A 19,682-nucleotide genomic window follows, 5' to 3' on the forward strand; every position below is an offset into this window, starting at 1 on the left:
TTCATTCCTCCACTCTCTATTTTTTTCCATCACTCTTGTTTAACGAGCCGATGAATGATGATGGCGATTTGAAGGTTGAGACGGTATTGTGTATGCGTTAGATCGATCTCTAGGATGTCCTCGATTCGATTCAACCGGTACCGAAGAGTGTTGTAGTGGATATGGAGCTCTTTAGCGGAATGCTGGATAGCGGATTCGTTATCTAAAAAAACCTCTAACGTTTTTAGTAATTCAGACTTGTTTTGGAGATCGTATTCGATGATTTTTCCTAAGTAACGGTCCATGAACTCTTTCATGTATTCGGGATTCTCCGTATTGAATAACAACCCGATAATACCGAGTTCCTTGAAATGGACAATCGGTGCATTGAATTGGAAAGAATGAGCGAATTCAGAGGCTTTTTTGGCTTCGTTGAATCCTCTAAGGTATTCTTTTGTTTGTAGAATGGGATTGCTAATACCTACACGGAAGTGTAAATCGGGATGCTTTTCCTCCGTATAGTGGAGCACGAAGTTCGTGACGGTGCGAATATGCTCGTCAGGTGTGACAAGAATTATTTTCTGGCCTTGGATCATGCTGAGTGGCAATAGTTCTTGATCGATCATGTAACTAAACCTTTCAAGAATTCGATTTGATTGTTGTGTATCATCCACTTCGTTCTTTCTCGGGCTTAAAACAAGAATGGAATACGTCTTTTCGAAAGAGATATTTAAATAACGTGCTCTTCGAATAAGATTTTCCTCTGTTTCCAGGCCTGATATCAAATCGTGCAGATAGTCCTGGCGTAATCGGTTTTCGACTTCAATGCTTGTTTTTTCCTGATTTATTTGCAGTGCCAAGACGCTTTTTGCTTGTCCGATTGCGACAATGCTCAATGGATCATATGAATTCATTTTTTTTGCAAGAATTAAATAAGCGACGGTCTGATTATGCAACGTGATGGTGAAAACGGAATAAATTTGGCCGTTGTTCGATACTTCAAAAAAGGCTTGATGAATATTTTTTGAATGAAGGATGCGTTTATACAGTTCCACATGATTGAAATGGTCTTTGTTGTATGCGTGGTTTCGAGGCATAGCTTCATAAATGGAGTTTCCAAACTCGTCAAGCAATAAAATTGATTCCTCAATGAAATTGGCCACTCTTTGTAATATTCCTTCGTTACCGCCCTTATTGAGTGCTTCTTCAAAGAGTTCGTCGTGTAGCTTACTCACACGAACTTCATTCGTATACAGTTTTGCGTTTGAAATGGCAAGTGCTGTCTGGTAACAAAAGTGATTGAGCATTTGCAATAATGGCTGCTTTGAATGATACGTAGTGGTCCGGGCTAAAAAGACAACGCCGATCCGTTCCCCGTTGGCGATTAAAGGCGAACAGATGAGGGATACGATGTCTTTCTCCGCCAGGCGTTGCAATAAAGTGTATTCAAAAGAGGAGTGTTCAGCGATATCCGATAAGATGAAAGCCTCTTTGTTGTCTGCCAGTTCCATTTGGAACTTTGAATCTAAGGGTTCCTCAAAACACAACAAGTCGGACTGTTCTTCCCCTGCGACTGCATCAATGCGCATGCTTGATTTCTCGTGATCAATCATTCCGATGAGGACATAGTGCGCTTTGGAGGTATTCAATAAACGAGTTGCGCTTAAATTTAGAATGTCAGTTAGCGGAGCGAGAGAGGCGACTTCCAAATTAATTTGATGAAGGATTTCAAACGTACTCGTTGAGAATTTCAAGAAATCCGCCTTTTGTTTCAAAGATTGAAGTGCGTAAAAGTGGGAATGCAATTTTTCGTCTTTGTAATACACATGGAGCCTCGCTTTCAAAGTTTCCCATTCATTTTCATCATACTGACTGCTTTGGATAAGCGGAAAAAGCTCTTCGATAAAACCGTTGTAGCTGATTTCGTTTGTGGTCATTGGATATCCCCCTTCATTACTTTTATTTCGGAATCTATGTATTAGTATGAATTATACAATAATTCAAACAAACATTGTAGTCAATTGACATGGTTGATCTTTTTGGGAAGCAGTAAAATGAGGTGAATAGTAAAGTAGGGAGGGGTTTTATAATGAGATTTCAAGATCGGGTTGCAATTGTAACAGGTGGAGCGGATGGAATCGGTAAAGAAATTGCTCGTAAAATGCTTACCGAAGGCGCTACAGTCATTATTACCGACATTAATGAAACGTCATGTGAAGAGACGGTGAAGGAATTTCAAGTAGATGGTTTCAACGCCCATTCCATGCCGGCAGATGTTTCACAAAAAAGCGAAGTTATCGCTGTCGTACAACAAACGAAGGAACAGTTTGGCAAGATTGATATTTTAGTGAACAATGCGGGAATTGTCCGTGATGCAAGAATCACGGAAATGGAAGAGGAAGATTGGGATCTTGTTATAAATGTTTGCTTAAAAGGTTCCTTCCTTTTTGCGAAGTATACGGCTGAGTATATGATTTCCCAAGAATACGGGAAAATTGTCAACATTACTTCCCGTGCGTATTTGGGGAATCCAGGACAAGCCAATTACTCCTCTGCAAAGTCTGGTGTTCTTGGCCTTACGAAAGCGCTCTCAAAGGAGTTGGGCAAGCACAATATTACAGTGAATGCTGTAGCGCCGGGTCTGATTGAAACGAACGCCTTACGGGACCATCCAAAATGCGAAAAGATTAAAGAGCTTCAAAAACGTGATTCTCCGATTAAGCGTGTTGGCTCGACGGAAGATGTCGCAAATGCGGTGATGTTTTTCGCTTCGGATGATTCCTCTTACATAACGGGGGATATTTTACACGTGACAGGCGGAAGATTCGGCTAATCGAACGGGGGATGAGTGGAATGACGACAATTGAACGAAAAACGATTCCGGTTATGGATGGCCTTTGGCAATTGGAAACAGATGGCAAACCGCACTTATTGGGCAGTCGATGCGAGGCGTGTGGAGAGGTATTTTTTCCACGGAAAACATTGAACTTCTGTATGAATTGTCACAAAGAATCATTGGAAGAAATCACATTTTCCGGCAAAGGGCGTGTCTTGATGCTAACAAAAGTGGAAAGACAACCGGCCGGAGGTTTTTATAAAGGGGCAGTTCCTTATACATATGGAATTGTGCAACTAGATGAAGGTGTAAATATATTCTCACAGCTCATTGATGAACCGGCGCTCTCTAATGACGAACGTGTCGAGATGGTTGTAGTGAAGTTATATGAAGAAGAAGACAATGATGTTATGACTTTCAAGTTCAAAGCTGAAATTATTCGGGAAGGAGATAAGGGATGATGGGTAAAAATACTCAATGGAAAGATGTATATGTTCAAGGAACAAGTACGACAAAATGGGGTTTTTTCCCGGATGTATCCGCTAGCTCGATGGGATCTGAAGCGATTGTAAACGCCTTAAGGGATGCCCGAACCAAGTGGGGGGAAGTTGAAGCCGTTTTTGCAGGTAGTGTCTACCAAGGGACAGCTTCTGGGCATCGAGTAGTAGGGGAAATTGGATTTACAGGAATTCCAATCGTCAATGTGGAAAATGCCTGTTCAAGTGGAGCAACCGCGTTTCGACTTGCTTATGATTCGATTCGATTAGGGCAATACGAAACGGTACTCGCTATCGGATTTGAAAAGATGCCAAGAGGACCAATCCCAAGCACTGCTTTTCCGGGGTGGCAATTGGCAATGGGCTTTAACGTACAACCGGCCAACTATGCCTTGGAAACGATGGAATACATGCGCCAATACGGAGCTACGGTTGAAGATTTTGCAAGGGTCAGTGTGAAAAATAGGCGAAACGGTTCGCTAAATCCCAATGCACGATTTCAAAAAGAAGTTTCTGCAGAGGAGGTACTCCAATCAGCAATGATAGCTTCTCCACTTCGGTTACTGAATTGTTGTCCGTTGGCGGATGGGGCGGTCGCGATGGTTTTGACAAGCAAGCCAGAAAGCAATCGGGCGATTCATGTGGCAAGCTCTGTTTTGGTGTCGGGTGTATATGGAGAAGAATCATATCAATCCGGCATTACGGCAAGTGTCCAGCATTATCCTTCGGAAGGCATTGTAGAGAAATCAGCCCGCCAGGCCTTTGAGATGGCTGGCTACGGACCCAAGGATATCGACGTCGTGCAAGCGTACGACAGCATGGGACCCGGCGAACTTTGGGACATTGAAAAACTCGGTTTTTGTGCGAGAGGAACGGCACCTGAATTGTTGCGCGAAGGTGTCTTCGATTTGATGGGGAGATTGCCGGTTAATACGGACGGTGGACTATTATCAAGGGGTCATCCGCTCGGTGCGACAGCATTGGCACAAATTCATGAGCTTGTCTTACAATTGCGGGGAGAAGCTGGCCATCGACAAGTTGCCGATCCTAAGCTTGGCTTGGCACATGCGATGGGGGCAGGTCCGAATAGTGCCGTCACGATACTACAACGATGAAGGGTGTGAGGAAAGATGGAAGATAACGGGTTGTTTTATGAAGATTTTCAAATCGGAGATAAATTTTTATCCCCTTCACGTACCATTACAGAAACGGATGTTGTCAATTTTGCGGGTTTATCCGGCGATTATAATTTGCTCCATGTGGATAGGGAGTATGCAAAAAACACGGTTTTTCAAGAACGGATTGCACACGGTTTGTTGGGACTGTCCATCTCGTCCGGACTGTTTACCCGTACAGAGCTGAATCGACGGATGAGTAAAAACTTGATTGCTTTATTGGGTTTGGAGTCGTGGAAGTTTCTAGCGCCCATCAAAATTAACGATACGATTAATCTCGAAATTGAAATTGTTGAAATGAAAGAAACGAGTAAAAAAGACCGAGGGATTGTGAAGTTTGTTCGTAAAATCATCAATCAAAATGGGATGGTCGTTCAAGAGGGAGTGACCCCGATGATGATTGCGAGAAGACAAAACTAGGAGGAATTAGGAATGGCATTTCAATTAACGGATGAGCAACTGATGATTAAAGAAACTTTGGCGAAGTTTTTGGAAAAGGAAATTGCACCAATGGTGGAGGAATATGAAAGGCAGGAGAAGTATGTCACGAAAGAGATTGTACAAAAACTTGTCCCTTTTGGATTTTTAGGTGGATTGTTGCCGGTGGAGGCGGGTGGATATGGTCTGGATTACACAACATATTTTACGATGATTGAAGAATTATCCCGTGTTTGGCCTTCATTAAGAGCGACGGTAGGTATTTCTAACTCCGTTCTCACACATATTTACGAATACGGGACGGAAGAGCAGAAAGAAAAATATTTGGGACCATTATTACGTGGGGAAAAGCTCGGTTTCTTTGCTCTCACAGAGCCGAATGTCGGATCAGATGCTTCCAGTGTTGAAACACGTGCAGTGTTAAAAGGAGATAATTGGGTTATCAACGGAACAAAAATCTTTATAACGAATGGTCTGGAAGGAGAAATCGGTATCGTCATTGCACAGACGGACAAAACGTTAGGGAATAAAGGAATCACTGCTCTGCTCATAGATAAAGAGGAAACTTCTTTTCTAGCGACGAAAATTGAAAAGATGGGTACAGTTAGCTGTCCATTTGCTGAATTAGTTTTTGAAAATAGCGAAATCCCTGCCGAAAACGTGCTCGGCGATGTCGGTGAAGGTTTGAAACAAGGATTGAAGTTTTTGAACAGTGCGCGTGCCATGGTTGCATACATCGCCACGGGCATTTCACAAGCTTGCCTGAATGCATCCATTAAGTACGTAAAGGAACGTCATCAGTTTGGGAAACCAATCGGCAGTTTTCAATTGATACAAGAAAAAATAAGTGAAATGATTACACTGACCAATGCGATGCGCCTCCTAGGGCAGCAAGCGAGCACGTTGCTTGACCAAGGAAAAGATGCAAAGGTCGAGTGCTCGATGGCAAAGTATTTTGCAACGGATCGCGTGTTAAGAGTGGCGGAAGAGGCTTTGCAGATCCATGGTGGATATGGCTATACGAAGGAGTTTCCAGTTGAGCGATATTATCGTGATATCCGTTATTTTACCATTGCAGAAGGTACGAATGAGATGCAAAAATTAATCATCGGACGAGAAGTGCTAGGCATTTCCGCATTCGTGTGACCGTAAGGAAATAGACTGGATGAGAGGTGACGGAAGTGAGAGTGCTGGAGGGTATACGAGTTGTGGACTTGACGAATTTATTGCCAGGTCCATTTGCGACAAATATTTTAGCGGAATTGGGAGCGGAAGTCGTAAAAGTGGAAAGACCTGACGGAGGCGATCCTGTGCGACAGATGATTCCTGGATTATATGAAACTTTGAACAGTCGAAAAGAAAGTTTGACGCTAGATCTGAAAAATGAGGAAGATAAAGGAGTTCTTCGTGAACTGTTGCAGGGAAGTGATGTGTTGATTGAGGGATTCCGACCCGGCGTCATGGATCGATTGGGTTTTAGTAAGAACGAGGTTGCGAAACTGAATCCGGATCTTATCTACTGTTCGATTTCGGGATACGGGCAAAGCGGTCCTTACCGTGATGTTCCGGGACATGATTTGAACTATTTGGCAGTATCAGGGGTCCTTGGAATCAGTGGTCAGCCAAACGGAGGTCCTGAAGCGGCAGGGGGAATCCAAATAGCGGATCTTGCGGCATCGTTATACGCTACGATTTCGGTGTTAGGGGCATTGTTGAACAAGGCTCGATCCCATTCGAGTGGGGTTTACATCGATGTGTCTTTAGTGGAAAGCGCACTTGCTTTAATGTCTCCACGCATTGTGGAATATTACGCACGCAATGAACCGAGGAAATCCGATTTCATGGGTCGAGGGGCCTATGGAACATATTTGACAAAAGATGGACAATATATTTCCATTGCTTGTGTAGAAGAGAAGTTTTGGGAAACATTTTGTGAAACGGTGGGCATGAAAGAGTTTATGCTCGATAATTTATTCAATAGTTGGACAAAGAGGATGGAGAAAGCAGAAATCATTAATCGAAGGATTGAAACAATCATAGTCAAAAAAACATTGTCCGAGTGGTTGTCGATTTTCGGTGAGGTCGATTTACCGGTTAGTCGTGTCAACACGATTAACGATTTGTCGAAAGATCCACATTTGAAGTATCGAAACGCAATCAGCATAGAAGGGGAACGGGTAGAGATTCCATTTCCAGCGAAGATGATTCCAATGGAAGGGCTTAGTCAAAACTGATACGCCCAAAATATTGAAAGTAAAGGGGTTTTAAGGATGAGGCTATTAAATGGGAAAGTTGCAATCATAACGGGGGCGGGAAGAGGGATAGGTAGGGAAACCGCATTGGTGTTTGCGGAAAACGGTGCAACCGTTATCATTTCAGATTTGGATGCACAACCTGCGGCGGAAGTGGTAAGCGAAATCGAGGAAAAGGGTGGTCGGGCACTCGCGATTTGCGGCGATATTACAGATCCGGAGTTTCCACGGACTTTGATGGAAAAAACCGTTGAGGAGTTTGGAAGATTGGATATTTTGGTAAATAACGCCGGCGTCACGCGCGATAGCTTGATCCATAAAATGACGGACGAACAGTTTCAACAAGTGATGGATATTCATTTGGTCGCCCCTTTCCGTCTAATCCGCGAGGCGGCTCCCTATATGCGGGAAGCGGCAAAAGCGGAGAAGGAACAAGGAATTATAAATTACCGGAAAATTATTAACGTATCATCGGTTTCAGGACTTAGAGGGAATGTGGGGCAAGCCAACTATTCGTCTGCCAAAGCGGGAGTCGTCGGCTTAACAAAGGTCGTTGCCCAGGAATGGGGACGCTATAACATCAATTCGAATGCGGTGGCGTTCGGGTTCATCGAAACAAGGATGACACAATCGCTTGAGTCCAGTGAAGACCAGACAGGCGTTCCAGATAAAGTGCGTCAAATGTTTATTGACAAAATCCCTCAAAAAAGGACAGGGCAACCGAGAGAAGCAGCAGAGGGGATCCTTTACTTGGCTTCTCCTTTGTCCAATTATGTGAATGGACAAGTTTTGCAAATTAACGGTGGTTCTTACACTTGATCCGGTAAACCGTAAGGGATTGGTGGTGATGGGATGTATGAAAAAATAGGACCGATTGAAATTTTTGGGGACAATTCTAGCAAAGTGCCGTTTTGCACGACGCTACTGCTGACGCATAACCAGGAATCTGTATTATTAGAATGCGGAGCTGGCTTCGACAGTTTAAGATATATTGAAAAAAACCATTTCGTACGTGATATTTACTTGACCCATCATCATATCGATCACGTGTGGGGCGTGTCGTTTTTTCCTGAAGCTGACGTGCATATCAATCCGTTTGATTTTGAAAAAGTTTCTGATATTTATACCCTTTCACATGCGGACGGAATGTTAGCAGTTCAAGATGAAGAGACGTTTCAGGCTTGGTTGAAGCAACAGAAAAACAGGCATTTCGGAGATAAGGCTGTTGGAAAACGGACAATAAAGCCAAATCGGAAATACCCACTGAATGAACCAGTTGAAATAGCGGGCATGGACGTGCAGTTTATCCATGCCCCAGGCCATTCGGAGGGCTATACGGTTCCGTATATTGAAAAATACGGCATCGTCTATGTAGGGGATATCGACTTGACATCCTTTGGTCCTTTTTATAATGAATTGGAATCCGATATTGCCGATTTCATCACATCCGCAAAGAAAGTTGGGGATCTTGATGCGAAATATTTTGTAACGGGGCATCACAAAGGAATTGTTTCCAAAAAGGAGTATAACGAGAAAGTCATCGATTTTTTAAACGTCATTGAAAGGCGACATGAGAAAATTTCTCGTTGTATCCGTAATGGAATCTCTCCAAATCAATTGATCGAACAAGGTATTTTTTATCGGAAAGAACAAAGAGAAGGCTCGATTTTACGTCTAAAGAATGAAGTTATTGGTATTTATAAGCATTTACAACAGTTGTTGAAGGAAGGTGGAGTTTGTACGCAATTTGTTGACGCATTTATTAGAGAACATATCGCCAAACCGGAATACTTAAAATGGTAGTGGAAAGGGGCGCGGAAAAATGAGAAGAAAATGGCACGTTGTCTATCCGGAAGGGATTCCTTATGAAGTGGAAATTCCAACGGATGTGTCTATTTACGATTCTTTTGAAAAGGCGGTTAACAAATCGCCATCATCAATCGCCATCATTGATGAAGAACTTGTAATGACCTATTCGGAACTACAGGCAGCCACGGGGCGCCTTGCAAAGTATTTTCATAAGCAAGGCATGGGGAAAGGTGATCACGTCGCGGTCATGTTGCCGAATTCTGCGGAATACGCCGTGTGCTACTTTGCACTTCAAAGGATTGGTTGCACGCAAGTCCAAGTGAATATCCTATACCAGTCGAGCGAACTTTCCCACATCTTGAATGATAGTGAAGCAAAATGGATTGTATGTGACGATGCCCAGGTTTCTAAATTGAAGGCCATCGAATTACAGAGGAAAATCGAACAAATTGTTTTCGGTGCGGATAGGAATCTTTTTCAAAAAGTCTGCTTTCATGATGAGGCGACAGCGAGTGTCCAATTGCCGAATGTTCCGATTCATCCGACGGAGGATGTCGCCATTATTCAATACACAGGCGGTACGACGGGCCATCCCAAAGGGGTCATGTTGACGCATTACAATATTGTTGGGTATGTCATTCAAAATCGTGTATTCTACTCTTTAAAAGAAAAAGAAGAGGTTACACTCGGTAATACGCCGATGACCCACATCATGGGGGTCGGCTATCTAAATCTGACAATTGCATTGGGTGGGACGTACATCGTTATGAGGCGATTCAATATCCCAAAAGTAAAAGAGCTGCTACAGAAATACGCACCTACTGTATTTATTGGTGCACCTACAATTTATATTGCTTTATTGAACAGTGATGAAATCGTCGATGAAGATTTGAAGAGCTTGAAAGTATGTACGTGTGGTTCAGCACCGTTACCAGTAGAAGTAATCAAAGAATTCGAGGAACGTTCCGGTGCACAAATTATGGAAGGGTATGGGATGTCGGAGGTGCTTGTCACCCATCGGAACCCGCGAACGAAAAAGAAGACGGGCAGTATCGGGATTCCAATCCCGAGCGTTGATTGCAAAATCGTCAAGCTGGAAGATAGCAATGTGGAAGTCCCCGTAGGCGAAGAAGGGGAACTGCTGATCAAAGGACCGCAAGTGATGAAAGGATACTGGAACAATCCAGATGAAACCGCGCAAGTATTGATCGACGGATGGATGGCGACGGGCGATATCGCGGTGATGGATGACGAGGGCTATTTCTTTATTGTCGGTAGAAAAAAAGATTTGATCATTGCGAGCGGATATAACATTTATCCGATTGAAGTGGAAAATGTCGTTTATGAACATCCGTCTGTCTTGGAAGCGTGTGTGCTTGGTATCCCGGATTCTTATCGCGGGGAAACGGTTAAATGTGTCATTGTACGGAAAGAGGGGCACCAACTTTCGACTGAAGAAATCATAGCATTTTGCAAAGAAAGACTTGCAACGTATAAGGTGCCACGAATTATAGAATTTCGTGATTCCCTTCCGAAAACGGCTGTTGGGAAAACTATGAAACGGCAATTGATACAGGAGGAACTGTTGAAATAAGGGCTGAACGGTGACAGAATGTTGCTATTTAGACTTTCTCATAATGAACAAAGGCGAAGTGTGAAGACATGTGAAAAAGACGATATGAAAAAAGGGGGATTTGAATGTGAAAAGAAAAGTCAAAGTGATCGGCGTAGATATGGTGAAGTTTGTGAAGCCAGGCATGCAGGAACCGTATGAAGTGATGGCATCGAAAGCGATTAAAGGAGCAGTCAAAGATGCGGGAATCGATTTCAAAGAAATTGAACACGCCTTTGCCAGTTATGTTTATGGAGATAGTACGTCGGGACAAGCAGCTTTGTATAAAGTCGGGTTAAGCGGCATCCCGATATTCAATGTCAACAATAACTGTTCGTCCGGCTCGACGGCAATCTTTTTAGCAAGGCAAGCTGTTGAAAATGGCATTGTAGAATGTGCACTTGCCTTCGGTTTTGAAGAGATGAAGCCGGGGGCGCTTTCCTCTGTGTATTCAGATCGAATGACGCCGATGCAGGCATTTGTTGATCGGTTGGAAGAATTGAGACCCGGTTATTCTTTGGAATCTCCGCGTGCAGCCCGAATGTTCGGTTCCGGTGGGATGGAATACATCGAAAAGTACGGGGCAAATCCGGACATTTTTTCCAAAGTCGCGGTGAAAACTCGAAGCCACGCCATCCACAATCCTTATTCGATGTTCGACAATCCGTTAACCTTTGAAGAAGTACAAAACTCTCCGATGATTTTTCCGCCATATTTGACGAGATACCATGCATGCCCGCCTTCATGTGGTGCGGCAGCCGTAATCATTTGCAGCGAAGACTTTGCAAAAAAGCACGGCCATGAAAATGCCGTGGAAATTATCGCCCAATCCATGGCGACGGACACGGAACTGACTTTCACAACAGGCGCCATGAATTTAGTAGGCGCGGACATGACAAGAAGAGCGGCCCGTCAAGTGTTTGAGCAATCCGGAATCGGAGTGGAAGAGGTAGATGTCGTCGAATTGCATGACTGCTTCACCCCGAATGAAGTAATCACTTACGAAGGGCTTGGATTGTGTGAAGAAGGCGAAGCGGAAAAGTTCATCAATGATGGAGACAATACGTATGGTGGAAAATTCGTCGTTAACCCTTCCGGCGGTTTGATGTCAAAAGGCCATCCAATCGGAGCGACCGGTCTAGCCCAGTGTACGGAACTTGTTTGGCAACTCAGAGGGGTGACAGGAAAACGGCAAGTGGATAATGCAAGAGTTGCGCTACAACATAATCTTGGACTTGGTGGCGCAGTCGTTGTGACGATGTATCGAAAACCATGAAAGCAAAAAGATTGACAAAAACAATGAGGTGTTTCAATGCGGTATCCGGATTATCAAACAATTGACATCCAAATGGATGGAAGTGTCTGTATCGTTTCAATGAATAAGCCTGAAATACGAAATGCACTAATGGAAGAAATGCGAGAAGAATTGAAGCATTTTTTTCTTGCGGCTGGTGACGATTGTTCGATTCGATCAATCGTATTGGCGGCAAGAGGAGAAGTGTTTTCAGCGGGTGGGGATTTGAAGGCTCTTCAACATTTGAATCCCAAAGAAACTAAAGAGAGAATGGAAAAAAGTCAGGAACTCATCAAAAGCATCCTTCGTCTACAAAAACCGGTTCTTGCGGTTGTCCATGGGGCTGCTGCGGGAGCAGGCTTCAGCTTGGCACTTTCTTGCGATATGATTTTCGCCGCGAAATCTTCGGTCTTCATTCAAAGTTTTATCAAAATTGGTGTTGTGCCCGATTTAGGTGCAATGTATTTCCTCCCTGAATTAGTCGGGCGACAAAAGGCCATGGAAATGATGCTTCTAGGGGAAAAAGTGAGTGCCCATGAAATGGAGCGGGTTGGAGTGGTCAATCGTGTATTCGAAGATAATGTAGTGTTCGATGAAGCGTTAGTAGCGGCAAAAAAAATGGCAGAGAATCCACGACTTTCGATGGGACTCATTAAAAAGATGGCCAACTTCAATGTGTTAAATGAATTAGAGCAAACCTTTGAGTTGGAAATATCTTCGCAGTGCTTGTGTGTTGAATCCGAAGATTTCAAAGAAGGTGTACAAGCTTTTTTTGAGAAACGGAAAGCCGTCTATAATTGATGGGCAATTGTCATTGCTGCACTATGAAAAAAGGAGGGATTCCACTTGACCCGAACCGAATCACGTTTAGAACAGATCAAAAATACAAAAATCGAGGCGTTTACTTATACAATTGAAAAAGGGAAAATTAAGGAACTTGCCATTGCTTTGGGTGATCAAAAAGAAAGTTATTTGAACGGGGATGCAGTGCCGCCGACATTTTCAACCGTCATCGAATTTTGGGGCGATCCAACTTCCATTTCCAAAGTGCTTGATTTGAATCTTTCCAAAGTGCTGCACGGCGAGCAAAGTTACGAGTATGTAGGAACGTTGAAAGTTGGAGATGAAATTATTGTTCATACGGTCGTCGAAAAAGCTTTTGCGAAAGCGACCATGAATTTCATTGTACTGAAAAAGGAGTTTTTGAATCAACATGGCGAATTGGTGTTGATTGGCCGCTCTACGATCATTGAAAGACATTAGGAGGCGATTGCTTTGATGGTTGGTCATCAGTTTGAAACAATCCAAAAGGAAGAGGTCACACATACACAAATTGTGCGCTATGCAGGGGCGTCGGGCGATTTTAATCCGATTCATACTGTCGTTCCGTTTGCAGAAAAAGTGGGACTTGGCGGTGTCATTGCACATGGCATGATGATCATGGGGTTTATCGGACAAGCGATTGTCGACTGGTTCCCTTCGAACTGTCTGGAAAACTTCACGGTCCGCTTTAATGCGATGACGAAGCCGGGCGAGAAAATCGTTGTCAATGGACAGATTGTTGGAGAAACGGATGATTCATGGCTTTGTGAGTCGATTGCATCAAATGAAAATGGGGAAATAAAGGTGACGGCGAAGTTTACCATTCACAAAAGACGTTAGGAGGTTTTTAGTGAATGAAAATGACGGAGGAGAAGAAAAAAGCGCACATTGGTCAGACGGACATCTCGGTTATCATGGCGCCGATGTTCCTCGTCTCAAGCCCTCAATCGGTCATTGAAGCATGTAAAGCGCGGATTATCGGAACTTTCTCGTTATTGAACGCACGGACTTCCGATGAGCTGGAGGAATGTTTCGAAACGATTCGGAAAGCATTGGATTCCAAGCTAAATTATCCGGCGGCCCCTATTTCCACTTGGGATGTCAACCTAATCGTCCATAAGACGAATAAACGGTTGGATGCCGATCTGGAGGCAATTCGAAAATACGAGTCTCCAATTGTCATTACATCGCTTGGAAATCCGGAAGAATTTGTGGGAATCGTCTATCAATACGGGGGCGTTGTCTTATCGGATGTCATTTACATCAAGCATGCCCAGAAAGCAGCGGAATCGGGAGTGAATGGGCTCATCCTCGTCTGCAATGGCGCGGGTGGCCACGGAGGTACTTTCAATCTGTTCGCATTCGTTTCGGAAGTGCGAAAATTTTGGAAAGGGCTTACTATTGTGACGGGATGCATTTCAAACGGACAAGACATTGTCACCGTTCAAGCGTTAGGTGCGGATTTCGCCTATATGGGAACAAAGTTCATCGCGGCGGAAGAGACCATGGCGAACGATGTGTATAAGGAAATGCTTATTGAATCGACGTCGGAGGATATCATCTACACCGATGCCATTTCGGGCGAGAATGGGAATTATTTGATTCCGAGCATTCTGAATGCTGGTCTCAATCTGGAAAATTTACAGAAGAAACGCGATTTCAACACAGGTTAGAGGGAAAACGAGCCAAAATCATGGAAAAACATTTGAGGTGCCGGGCAAGGTGTTGGAGCAATCGGGGAAATTGAATCTATTGAAAAAGTTGTGGAAACGTTGAAAGAAGGGTATTTCCAAGCGTTGGGTCAATTGAAGAAGTTTTGAAGTTGCAAGAGAGGGATTTTAATGAGCATTTAGGTACTTTTTAAACGTTCATTCGACACGTAAGAAAAAATCGCAGTGAAAAATGGTAAGATTACGGAAAATGGAGCGAATTTTATCCTCAACCCGGATGAATATGCGGTTAAGAAAGCATAAAAATACATGGAGGTATAAAAATGACAAAAACTAATTCGGCAGCCAAAAGTAAAAATCGATCTTATTTTTCTGAGCAACATATTATGTTTCGAGATTCACTTCGAAGGTTTTTAGAAAAAGAAGCTGTACCTTATTTTGATCAATGGGAAAAAGATCGTCTTGTCCCACAAACATTTTGGAGAAAGATGGGTGAACAAGGTTTTCTCTGTCCATGGGTAGATGAAAAATATGGAGGTATGGGTGCCGACTTTATTTTTTCGGTAATTTTAAGCGAAGAATTAAGGCGCATTGGATCGGGATTAGGAGGAATTGTCGTTCACAGTAGCATTGTAGCTCCTTATATCAAAAATTTTGGAACAGAGAAGCAAAAGAAAAAGTATTTTCCAGGTTTAATGAGTGGGGATACGATTAGTGCGATAGCTATGACTGAACCGGGCGCAGGATCTGATTTGGCATCGATCAGTACAACGGCGATTAAAGATGGAGACAGCTATATTATAAACGGTCAAAAAACATTTATTTCAAACGGTATTCTATCGGATTTGATTGTTGTTGTTTGTAAAACAGATCCAAAGGCGATTCCTGGGCATAAAGGGATTAGTTTGTTTTTAGTAGAAAGCAATATGCCTGGATTTTCTCGTGGTAGGAAACTAGATAAGGTTGGGCTTCATAGTCAAGATACGTCAGAGCTAGTTTTTGAAGATGTAAGGGTACCAGCTTCGAATCTACTTGGTGAGGAAGGGAAAGGATTCTACCACTTAATGGAGGAATTGCAACAAGAAAGAATTATTGCTGCATTAAATTCTCAAGTTTTAGCGGAACAGATGCTAAGTGTAACGCTTGAATATGTAAAAGAGCGAGAGGCGTTTGGACAGACTATTAGTAAATTCCAAAACACTCAATTTAAATTAGCGGAAATGGCGACGCAAGTTCAACTTGGTCGAACATTTATTGATGATTTAATAGTAAAGCATTTAGAAGGACAAAATGTTTATTCTCAAGTGTCTATGGCTAAATGGTGGATTTCAGATAATGCAAGAAAAATGGCACCGGAATGTATGCAACTTCACGGTGGATACGGATATATGGAGGAGTATGAAATTGCCCGTCTTTATCGTGATGTTGCAGTAGCTCCGATTTATGCAGGATCCAATGAAATAATGAAAGTTATTATTGCGAAAGAACTAGGTTTATAAGGATGTTTTAGGAATATATTGAGTAAGAAAGCAAAAGTTCTCTGGCTTTGTTTTTTTAGCGATAAATAGTGGAAGCTGAGTTTTGATCTTGCAAGTGGGCCTGTGGAGATAAAAGTGTTTGGAACAACAGAGACGTATTATTTAGAAATATACGGGCTAAACTAGATTACTAGCACCGTAAAAAATCTCAATACTCTATTTCCCTTTTTTAGTAGTTTTGCTTTCGAAGAAAAAACGAAACCAATTAAGCTATGTGTAGCTTCTTTATATAGTAATAAAGACAATGGGCTTGCACTTGATCTGCAAATAATTCATTAGAAATCAGTCCAACACATTGCTCAAATGCTGTTTTTCGTGTAATCTTATCCATACGTGTAATCCTTTATTTTGGATTTGGATAGGTTACTACCTCCCAACCATTATAAAGGATTTTTTGTGCTCGAGTTTAATTTAAGATTATTCAGTTTTCATGCGTGTGATATTTTAATGCAATGCTAATGCATATACATAGTAAAAGGAAATAAAAGTCGAGGTTGATACTGAAAATTAGGATTGAAAATGGTAAGAGTGGTAGGCTGAGCTAGAAGAGTTAAAATAAATTTAAAGAATGATATTACCCAGAAATGATGGACACACATGACAATATTGTATGTAATTATACAAGAAAAATACTAAAGAAAAAGGTGTCGAGCTTTGGCTAATTTCGATGATCAAGTTGCGGTTATTACTGGAGCAGGAAGCGGTATAGGCAAGGAAATAGCGAGAAAATTAGGCCTTGAAGGAGCACACGTATACCTTTTGGATTCGGATGAATTCGCTTTAAACGAATCCTGCGACGAATTTAAAGCGTTACATATTTCTTACGAGAAGTTTATTGTCGAGACTACAAATGAATTTGATTTGGCTAAAGTGTTTAATGTAATAAAAGAAAGCTATGGAAAAGTAGATATTTTAGTGAATAACGATGAAACGATCTCTTATGAACTACTTTATAAAATGAACATAGACGATTGGAAGCACCTAACGAATGTTCATTTAAAAGGAGTGTTTCTTTGTAGTAAATATGCCCAGGAGCTTATGGTTGATAATTCATATGGTCGTATCATTAATCTATCTTTGGCATCTGCTATGGAAAATGATGGACAGGCAAATTATACTATAACAAAGGCCGGAATCCAGTGGTTTACGAAAAAATTTGCATTGGAACTTGGTCAATATAATATAACTGTGAATACAGTTATTCTAGGGTTTATAGAGACGGAGATGACGAAGTCAATTGCGGAAAAAAGTGGAGTCAACTATGAACAACTGAAGGAAGAAAAAAGAAGCCAAATACCAGTGAAGCGTGTCGGATTACCAAAGGATGCAGCGCATGCAGTCTGTTTCTTTGCGAGTAAACAGGCCTCATTTATTTCAGGGCAAGTTCTTTATGTTGCAGGTGGCCCAAAAATGTAAAGATAAAAGTACCTTTAAGGGGAGATTCTATGACAAGTGATTGGATTTGTGAAAGTTTTAATAGAATTTGTTTTGCACATTTTATTGGCTTGGAAGTCGACAATTTTTAAGAGAGAAATGTTAGATTAAAACTATCAGTAAGAGAGGAACTATTAAACCTATGCAGCGTTTAATTTCGTCTGCCCGGGACGTCATGAAAATGTATTAGAAGATAATGTAAATAGCGCTGTAAACGTTGAAAGATAACGTTTACAGCGCTTTTTATTGTGAGGTAAAACGGCAATTAGTATTTAAAAGTCCCCCCACGCGGGCATTGCCGTGCATAATCCCCCATATAGATTTTACCTTTGAAAATGTTTATGCTTACAAACTGCATTTTGTGAGGGAACAGGGAATTTATGCAGCCCAGCTCTTCAGATGAAAACGGTGACAAGGGACCCCTCCCTTGTCACCGTTTTATATAATGGTAAATAGTCCCTGCTAGCTGAATGTTAAATAATTGCTGGCCATCTGTCAGGTCCGTTGAAAGTATTTCTTCAATACGTTTCAGTCGATAATTCAGCGTGTTCGTGTGGACGTGTAGGGCGACGGCAGTTCGTTTGATGTTTTGGTTTTGACGCAAATAGGTAAGTAGTGTTTGCAGCAAATCCCCTTTCCGGGCTCGTTCGTATTGAATGAGCGGGCCGATGACTTCGTGGACGTAATCGAGTAGTTCTTCTTCTGAATTCTGTAAGATGAAGCGTTGGATACCAAGGTCTGTGTAGGACAGGGCGTGCTCTTCGAAATGGTAGTTTTTTATGAATGTGATGCATTTTTCAGCTTCTTTGAATGATTCGTGGGCAGTGGCAAGGTTTGGTTTCATTCTGCCGATGCCGATAGTGATGTCGAGTTCGCTGTATGTTTTTTCGATTTCCTGTTGCAAGTACAGGGCGAGTTGTTTTATGCTGCCAGCTGGATTTTCTGTTTGTAGCTTGGCAGGATAGGAAAGTAAGGCCGCGAGCTTGTTTGGATCGATGAGCGCGGTGCCTTGCGAGTTCTTTGTCAGGAAGCTATTATTTGTCATATGGAGTAGATTGTTAATGACGTTTTCGCTGATAGCTTCGCGCAGCAATTTGTCTTTGTTTTCGACACTGACAATGACGGCAATGTAATTGCGGTTCAAGTCGAATTGTAGATTTTTTGCTTGTTTCATTAATGTTTCATCGATTGCCTGGCCGGATAAAATTTTTGTCATGAATTCATTCTGTAGATGTTGCTGTGTTTCGTAGACAGCTTGTTCTTTGACGAGCTCGAGCGTGATGACCGTGCAGATATGTTCGAGCGCGTTGATTTCGGCTTCTCCGATTGGGTCTTTTGAGACGATAATGAGCGTACCGAGCGGCTTCATTTTCGATTGCAACGGCAGCGCGATGAATTGATAGTTTTCGATACCTAGCGTGATTTCGGAGACACTGTACGGGCTGTTGAGTGACTGGTCGTTCTGTTTCGCAAAGCTTAGCAGTTCGCACTTCAGCTCTTCTGAAACAGGTACACGGCAGGCAGAAGCGGTCAGTTCGCCTATTTCATCGAATAAGAAAATATGCTCGCCGATCGTTTTATAAATATAATCGATAATGGACTGGATACCTTCTCCGTTGACGACGAGATTGGCGATGTTGCGCTGCGTTTCGATCGAGCGGGACAGCAGCTGGACGGTCTTTTTCTCTTTATGATAAATATTCGATTTTTCGAGCGCGATGGCGGCTTGCTGGGCAATCGCTTCTAACAGCTGCATATCCTCTTTTTTGAAATGAAGCGATTTATCGAATGAATCAAGCGTAATGACACCGATGCAAATTCCTTTCAATAAAATTGGTGATGAAATGACTGAAGTGAAATGAAAATTATTGGAAATAGATTCGTCGAGCAGTGTCCGGTTGCAAGGAGTGAGTGTATCGAGCGCCTGTTTGATTTCTTCTTCGTTTTTAAACACTAGCCCCTTTTCCGCTTGAAACGTCATGCCCGTCATCGATTCGCTGCTGCTTAATTCAATCGATTTAAAGATTTGTGGATAAAACAAACCATGCGCTGATTTGGCCACCAGGCGCTGTTTTTGTTGGTCGAAAACCCAAATCGAACCGCCTCCTGCTGCGTCTACTGCGGAAATTGCTTCACCTATAATTAAATCAAAAATCGTTTCGATATCTAATGAAGAGTTAATCACAGTAGAAACATGAACAAGGGATTTGAGCTGTCGGTGAGTTAACGTGTCTTGCATAATCTATCATCCTAACTCCATAGTATTTTGCGTTTTTGTGTAAAACACACAAATTCTTTCGGAAAATCATACATAGATTTGATTATT

Annotated in this window: 18 protein-coding genes; 16 read left to right on the plus strand and 2 right to left on the minus strand. The window is 42.4% G+C overall.

Going from position 1 to position 19,682, the window contains the following annotated elements; translation table 11 throughout:
* Window positions 1-29: 29 nt before the first annotated feature.
* Window positions 30-1,916, minus strand: a complete 1,887-nt coding sequence (locus tag CSV73_RS05360; protein ID WP_085131133.1) for a helix-turn-helix domain-containing protein — start codon at window positions 1,914-1,916, stop codon at window positions 30-32.
* A gap of 152 nt (window positions 1,917-2,068) precedes the next feature.
* Here CSV73_RS05360 and CSV73_RS05365 point away from each other — a divergent pair, with 152 nt between their 5' ends.
* The 16 genes from CSV73_RS05365 (at window position 2,069) to CSV73_RS05440 (ending at window position 17,338) form a co-directional block, all read left to right on the plus strand.
* Window positions 2,069-2,812 (plus strand): SDR family NAD(P)-dependent oxidoreductase, encoded by a 744-nt coding sequence (locus tag CSV73_RS05365; RefSeq protein ID WP_085131132.1) that lies wholly within the window; start codon window positions 2,069-2,071, stop codon window positions 2,810-2,812.
* A 20-nt stretch (window positions 2,813-2,832) separates the two neighbouring features.
* Window positions 2,833-3,276 (plus strand): Zn-ribbon domain-containing OB-fold protein, encoded by a 444-nt coding sequence (locus tag CSV73_RS05370; protein ID WP_158232282.1) that lies wholly within the window; start codon window positions 2,833-2,835, stop codon window positions 3,274-3,276.
* Window positions 3,273-4,427, plus strand: coding sequence for a thiolase family protein (locus CSV73_RS05375; protein ID WP_085131130.1), 1,155 nt, complete (start codon window positions 3,273-3,275; stop codon window positions 4,425-4,427). Before CSV73_RS05370 ends, CSV73_RS05375 begins: the two co-directional genes overlap by 4 nt.
* Window positions 4,428-4,442: 15 nt before the next feature.
* On the plus strand, window positions 4,443-4,907 hold the full coding sequence (locus tag CSV73_RS05380; protein ID WP_085131129.1) for a MaoC/PaaZ C-terminal domain-containing protein: 465 nt from the start codon (window positions 4,443-4,445) through the stop codon (window positions 4,905-4,907).
* 12 nt (window positions 4,908-4,919) lie between these two features.
* Window positions 4,920-6,071 (plus strand): acyl-CoA dehydrogenase family protein, encoded by a 1,152-nt coding sequence (locus CSV73_RS05385; RefSeq protein WP_085131128.1) that lies wholly within the window; start codon window positions 4,920-4,922, stop codon window positions 6,069-6,071.
* A 35-nt stretch (window positions 6,072-6,106) separates the two neighbouring features.
* Window positions 6,107-7,159, plus strand: coding sequence for a CaiB/BaiF CoA transferase family protein (locus CSV73_RS05390; protein WP_158232283.1), 1,053 nt, complete (start codon window positions 6,107-6,109; stop codon window positions 7,157-7,159).
* Between the two features lie 36 nt (window positions 7,160-7,195).
* Entirely contained in the window at window positions 7,196-7,996 is an 801-nt protein-coding gene (locus CSV73_RS05395) for an SDR family NAD(P)-dependent oxidoreductase (RefSeq protein ID WP_085131126.1), read from the plus strand.
* Window positions 7,997-8,029: 33 nt separating this feature from the next.
* A complete protein-coding gene (locus CSV73_RS05400) occupies window positions 8,030-8,980 on the plus strand; it encodes an MBL fold metallo-hydrolase (protein WP_085131125.1) in 951 nt (316 codons plus the stop codon).
* A 19-nt stretch (window positions 8,981-8,999) separates the two neighbouring features.
* Window positions 9,000-10,580 carry a long-chain-fatty-acid--CoA ligase gene (locus tag CSV73_RS05405; protein WP_085131124.1) on the plus strand — a complete coding sequence of 527 codons (1,581 nt, stop codon included), beginning with the start codon at window positions 9,000-9,002 and terminating at the stop codon, window positions 10,578-10,580.
* Between the two features lie 106 nt (window positions 10,581-10,686).
* Window positions 10,687-11,874, plus strand: coding sequence for a lipid-transfer protein (locus tag CSV73_RS05410; RefSeq protein WP_085131123.1), 1,188 nt, complete (start codon window positions 10,687-10,689; stop codon window positions 11,872-11,874).
* Between the two features lie 36 nt (window positions 11,875-11,910).
* Window positions 11,911-12,693 carry an enoyl-CoA hydratase/isomerase family protein gene (locus CSV73_RS05415; RefSeq protein ID WP_085131122.1) on the plus strand — a complete coding sequence of 261 codons (783 nt, stop codon included), beginning with the start codon at window positions 11,911-11,913 and terminating at the stop codon, window positions 12,691-12,693.
* 45 nt (window positions 12,694-12,738) lie between these two features.
* The gene (locus tag CSV73_RS05420; RefSeq protein WP_085131121.1) at window positions 12,739-13,155 is read left to right on the plus strand and encodes an FAS1-like dehydratase domain-containing protein; all 417 of its coding nucleotides are present in this window, start codon (window positions 12,739-12,741) and stop codon (window positions 13,153-13,155) included.
* 15 nt (window positions 13,156-13,170) lie between these two features.
* On the plus strand, window positions 13,171-13,554 hold the full coding sequence (locus CSV73_RS05425) for a MaoC/PaaZ C-terminal domain-containing protein (protein ID WP_099626810.1): 384 nt from the start codon (window positions 13,171-13,173) through the stop codon (window positions 13,552-13,554).
* A gap of 14 nt (window positions 13,555-13,568) precedes the next feature.
* The gene (locus tag CSV73_RS05430) at window positions 13,569-14,387 is read left to right on the plus strand and encodes an NAD(P)H-dependent flavin oxidoreductase (protein ID WP_332308451.1); all 819 of its coding nucleotides are present in this window, start codon (window positions 13,569-13,571) and stop codon (window positions 14,385-14,387) included.
* A gap of 320 nt (window positions 14,388-14,707) precedes the next feature.
* Entirely contained in the window at window positions 14,708-15,883 is a 1,176-nt protein-coding gene (locus CSV73_RS05435) for an acyl-CoA dehydrogenase family protein (RefSeq protein WP_085131119.1), read from the plus strand.
* A 693-nt stretch (window positions 15,884-16,576) separates the two neighbouring features.
* Window positions 16,577-17,338 (plus strand): SDR family NAD(P)-dependent oxidoreductase, encoded by a 762-nt coding sequence (locus tag CSV73_RS05440; RefSeq protein WP_085131118.1) that lies wholly within the window; start codon window positions 16,577-16,579, stop codon window positions 17,336-17,338.
* A 448-nt stretch (window positions 17,339-17,786) separates the two neighbouring features.
* On the opposite strand, the gene CSV73_RS05445 is transcribed toward CSV73_RS05440, so the two are convergent.
* Entirely contained in the window at window positions 17,787-19,595 is a 1,809-nt protein-coding gene (locus CSV73_RS05445; protein WP_085131117.1) for a helix-turn-helix domain-containing protein, read from the minus strand.
* Between the last annotated feature and the right edge of the window lie 87 nt (window positions 19,596-19,682).

Origin of the sequence: Sporosarcina sp. P1 (genome assembly GCF_002743155.1) — a bacterium.
Classification (GTDB): Bacteria; Bacillota; Bacilli; order Bacillales_A; family Planococcaceae; genus Sporosarcina; species Sporosarcina ureae_B.

Bases quoted from the DNA above. Each gene is read 5' to 3' on its own strand.
- CSV73_RS05360 (WP_085131133.1), bottom strand. From the start codon at position 1,916: ATGACCACAAACGAAATCAGCTACAACGGTTTTATCGAAGAGCTTTTT.
- CSV73_RS05365 (WP_085131132.1), top strand. From the start codon at position 2,069: ATGAGATTTCAAGATCGGGTTGCAATTGTAACAGGTGGAGCGGATGGA.
- CSV73_RS05370 (WP_158232282.1), top strand. From the start codon at position 2,833: ATGACGACAATTGAACGAAAAACGATTCCGGTTATGGATGGCCTTTGG.
- CSV73_RS05375 (WP_085131130.1), top strand. From the start codon at position 3,273: ATGATGGGTAAAAATACTCAATGGAAAGATGTATATGTTCAAGGAACA.
- CSV73_RS05380 (WP_085131129.1), top strand. From the start codon at position 4,443: ATGGAAGATAACGGGTTGTTTTATGAAGATTTTCAAATCGGAGATAAA.
- CSV73_RS05385 (WP_085131128.1), top strand. From the start codon at position 4,920: ATGGCATTTCAATTAACGGATGAGCAACTGATGATTAAAGAAACTTTG.
- CSV73_RS05395 (WP_085131126.1), top strand. From the start codon at position 7,196: ATGAGGCTATTAAATGGGAAAGTTGCAATCATAACGGGGGCGGGAAGA.
- CSV73_RS05400 (WP_085131125.1), top strand. From the start codon at position 8,030: ATGTATGAAAAAATAGGACCGATTGAAATTTTTGGGGACAATTCTAGC.
- CSV73_RS05405 (WP_085131124.1), top strand. From the start codon at position 9,000: ATGAGAAGAAAATGGCACGTTGTCTATCCGGAAGGGATTCCTTATGAA.
- CSV73_RS05415 (WP_085131122.1), top strand. From the start codon at position 11,911: ATGCGGTATCCGGATTATCAAACAATTGACATCCAAATGGATGGAAGT.
- CSV73_RS05425 (WP_099626810.1), top strand. From the start codon at position 13,171: ATGGTTGGTCATCAGTTTGAAACAATCCAAAAGGAAGAGGTCACACAT.
- CSV73_RS05430 (WP_332308451.1), top strand. From the start codon at position 13,569: ATGAAAATGACGGAGGAGAAGAAAAAAGCGCACATTGGTCAGACGGAC.
- CSV73_RS05435 (WP_085131119.1), top strand. From the start codon at position 14,708: ATGACAAAAACTAATTCGGCAGCCAAAAGTAAAAATCGATCTTATTTT.
- CSV73_RS05445 (WP_085131117.1), bottom strand. From the start codon at position 19,595: ATGCAAGACACGTTAACTCACCGACAGCTCAAATCCCTTGTTCATGTT.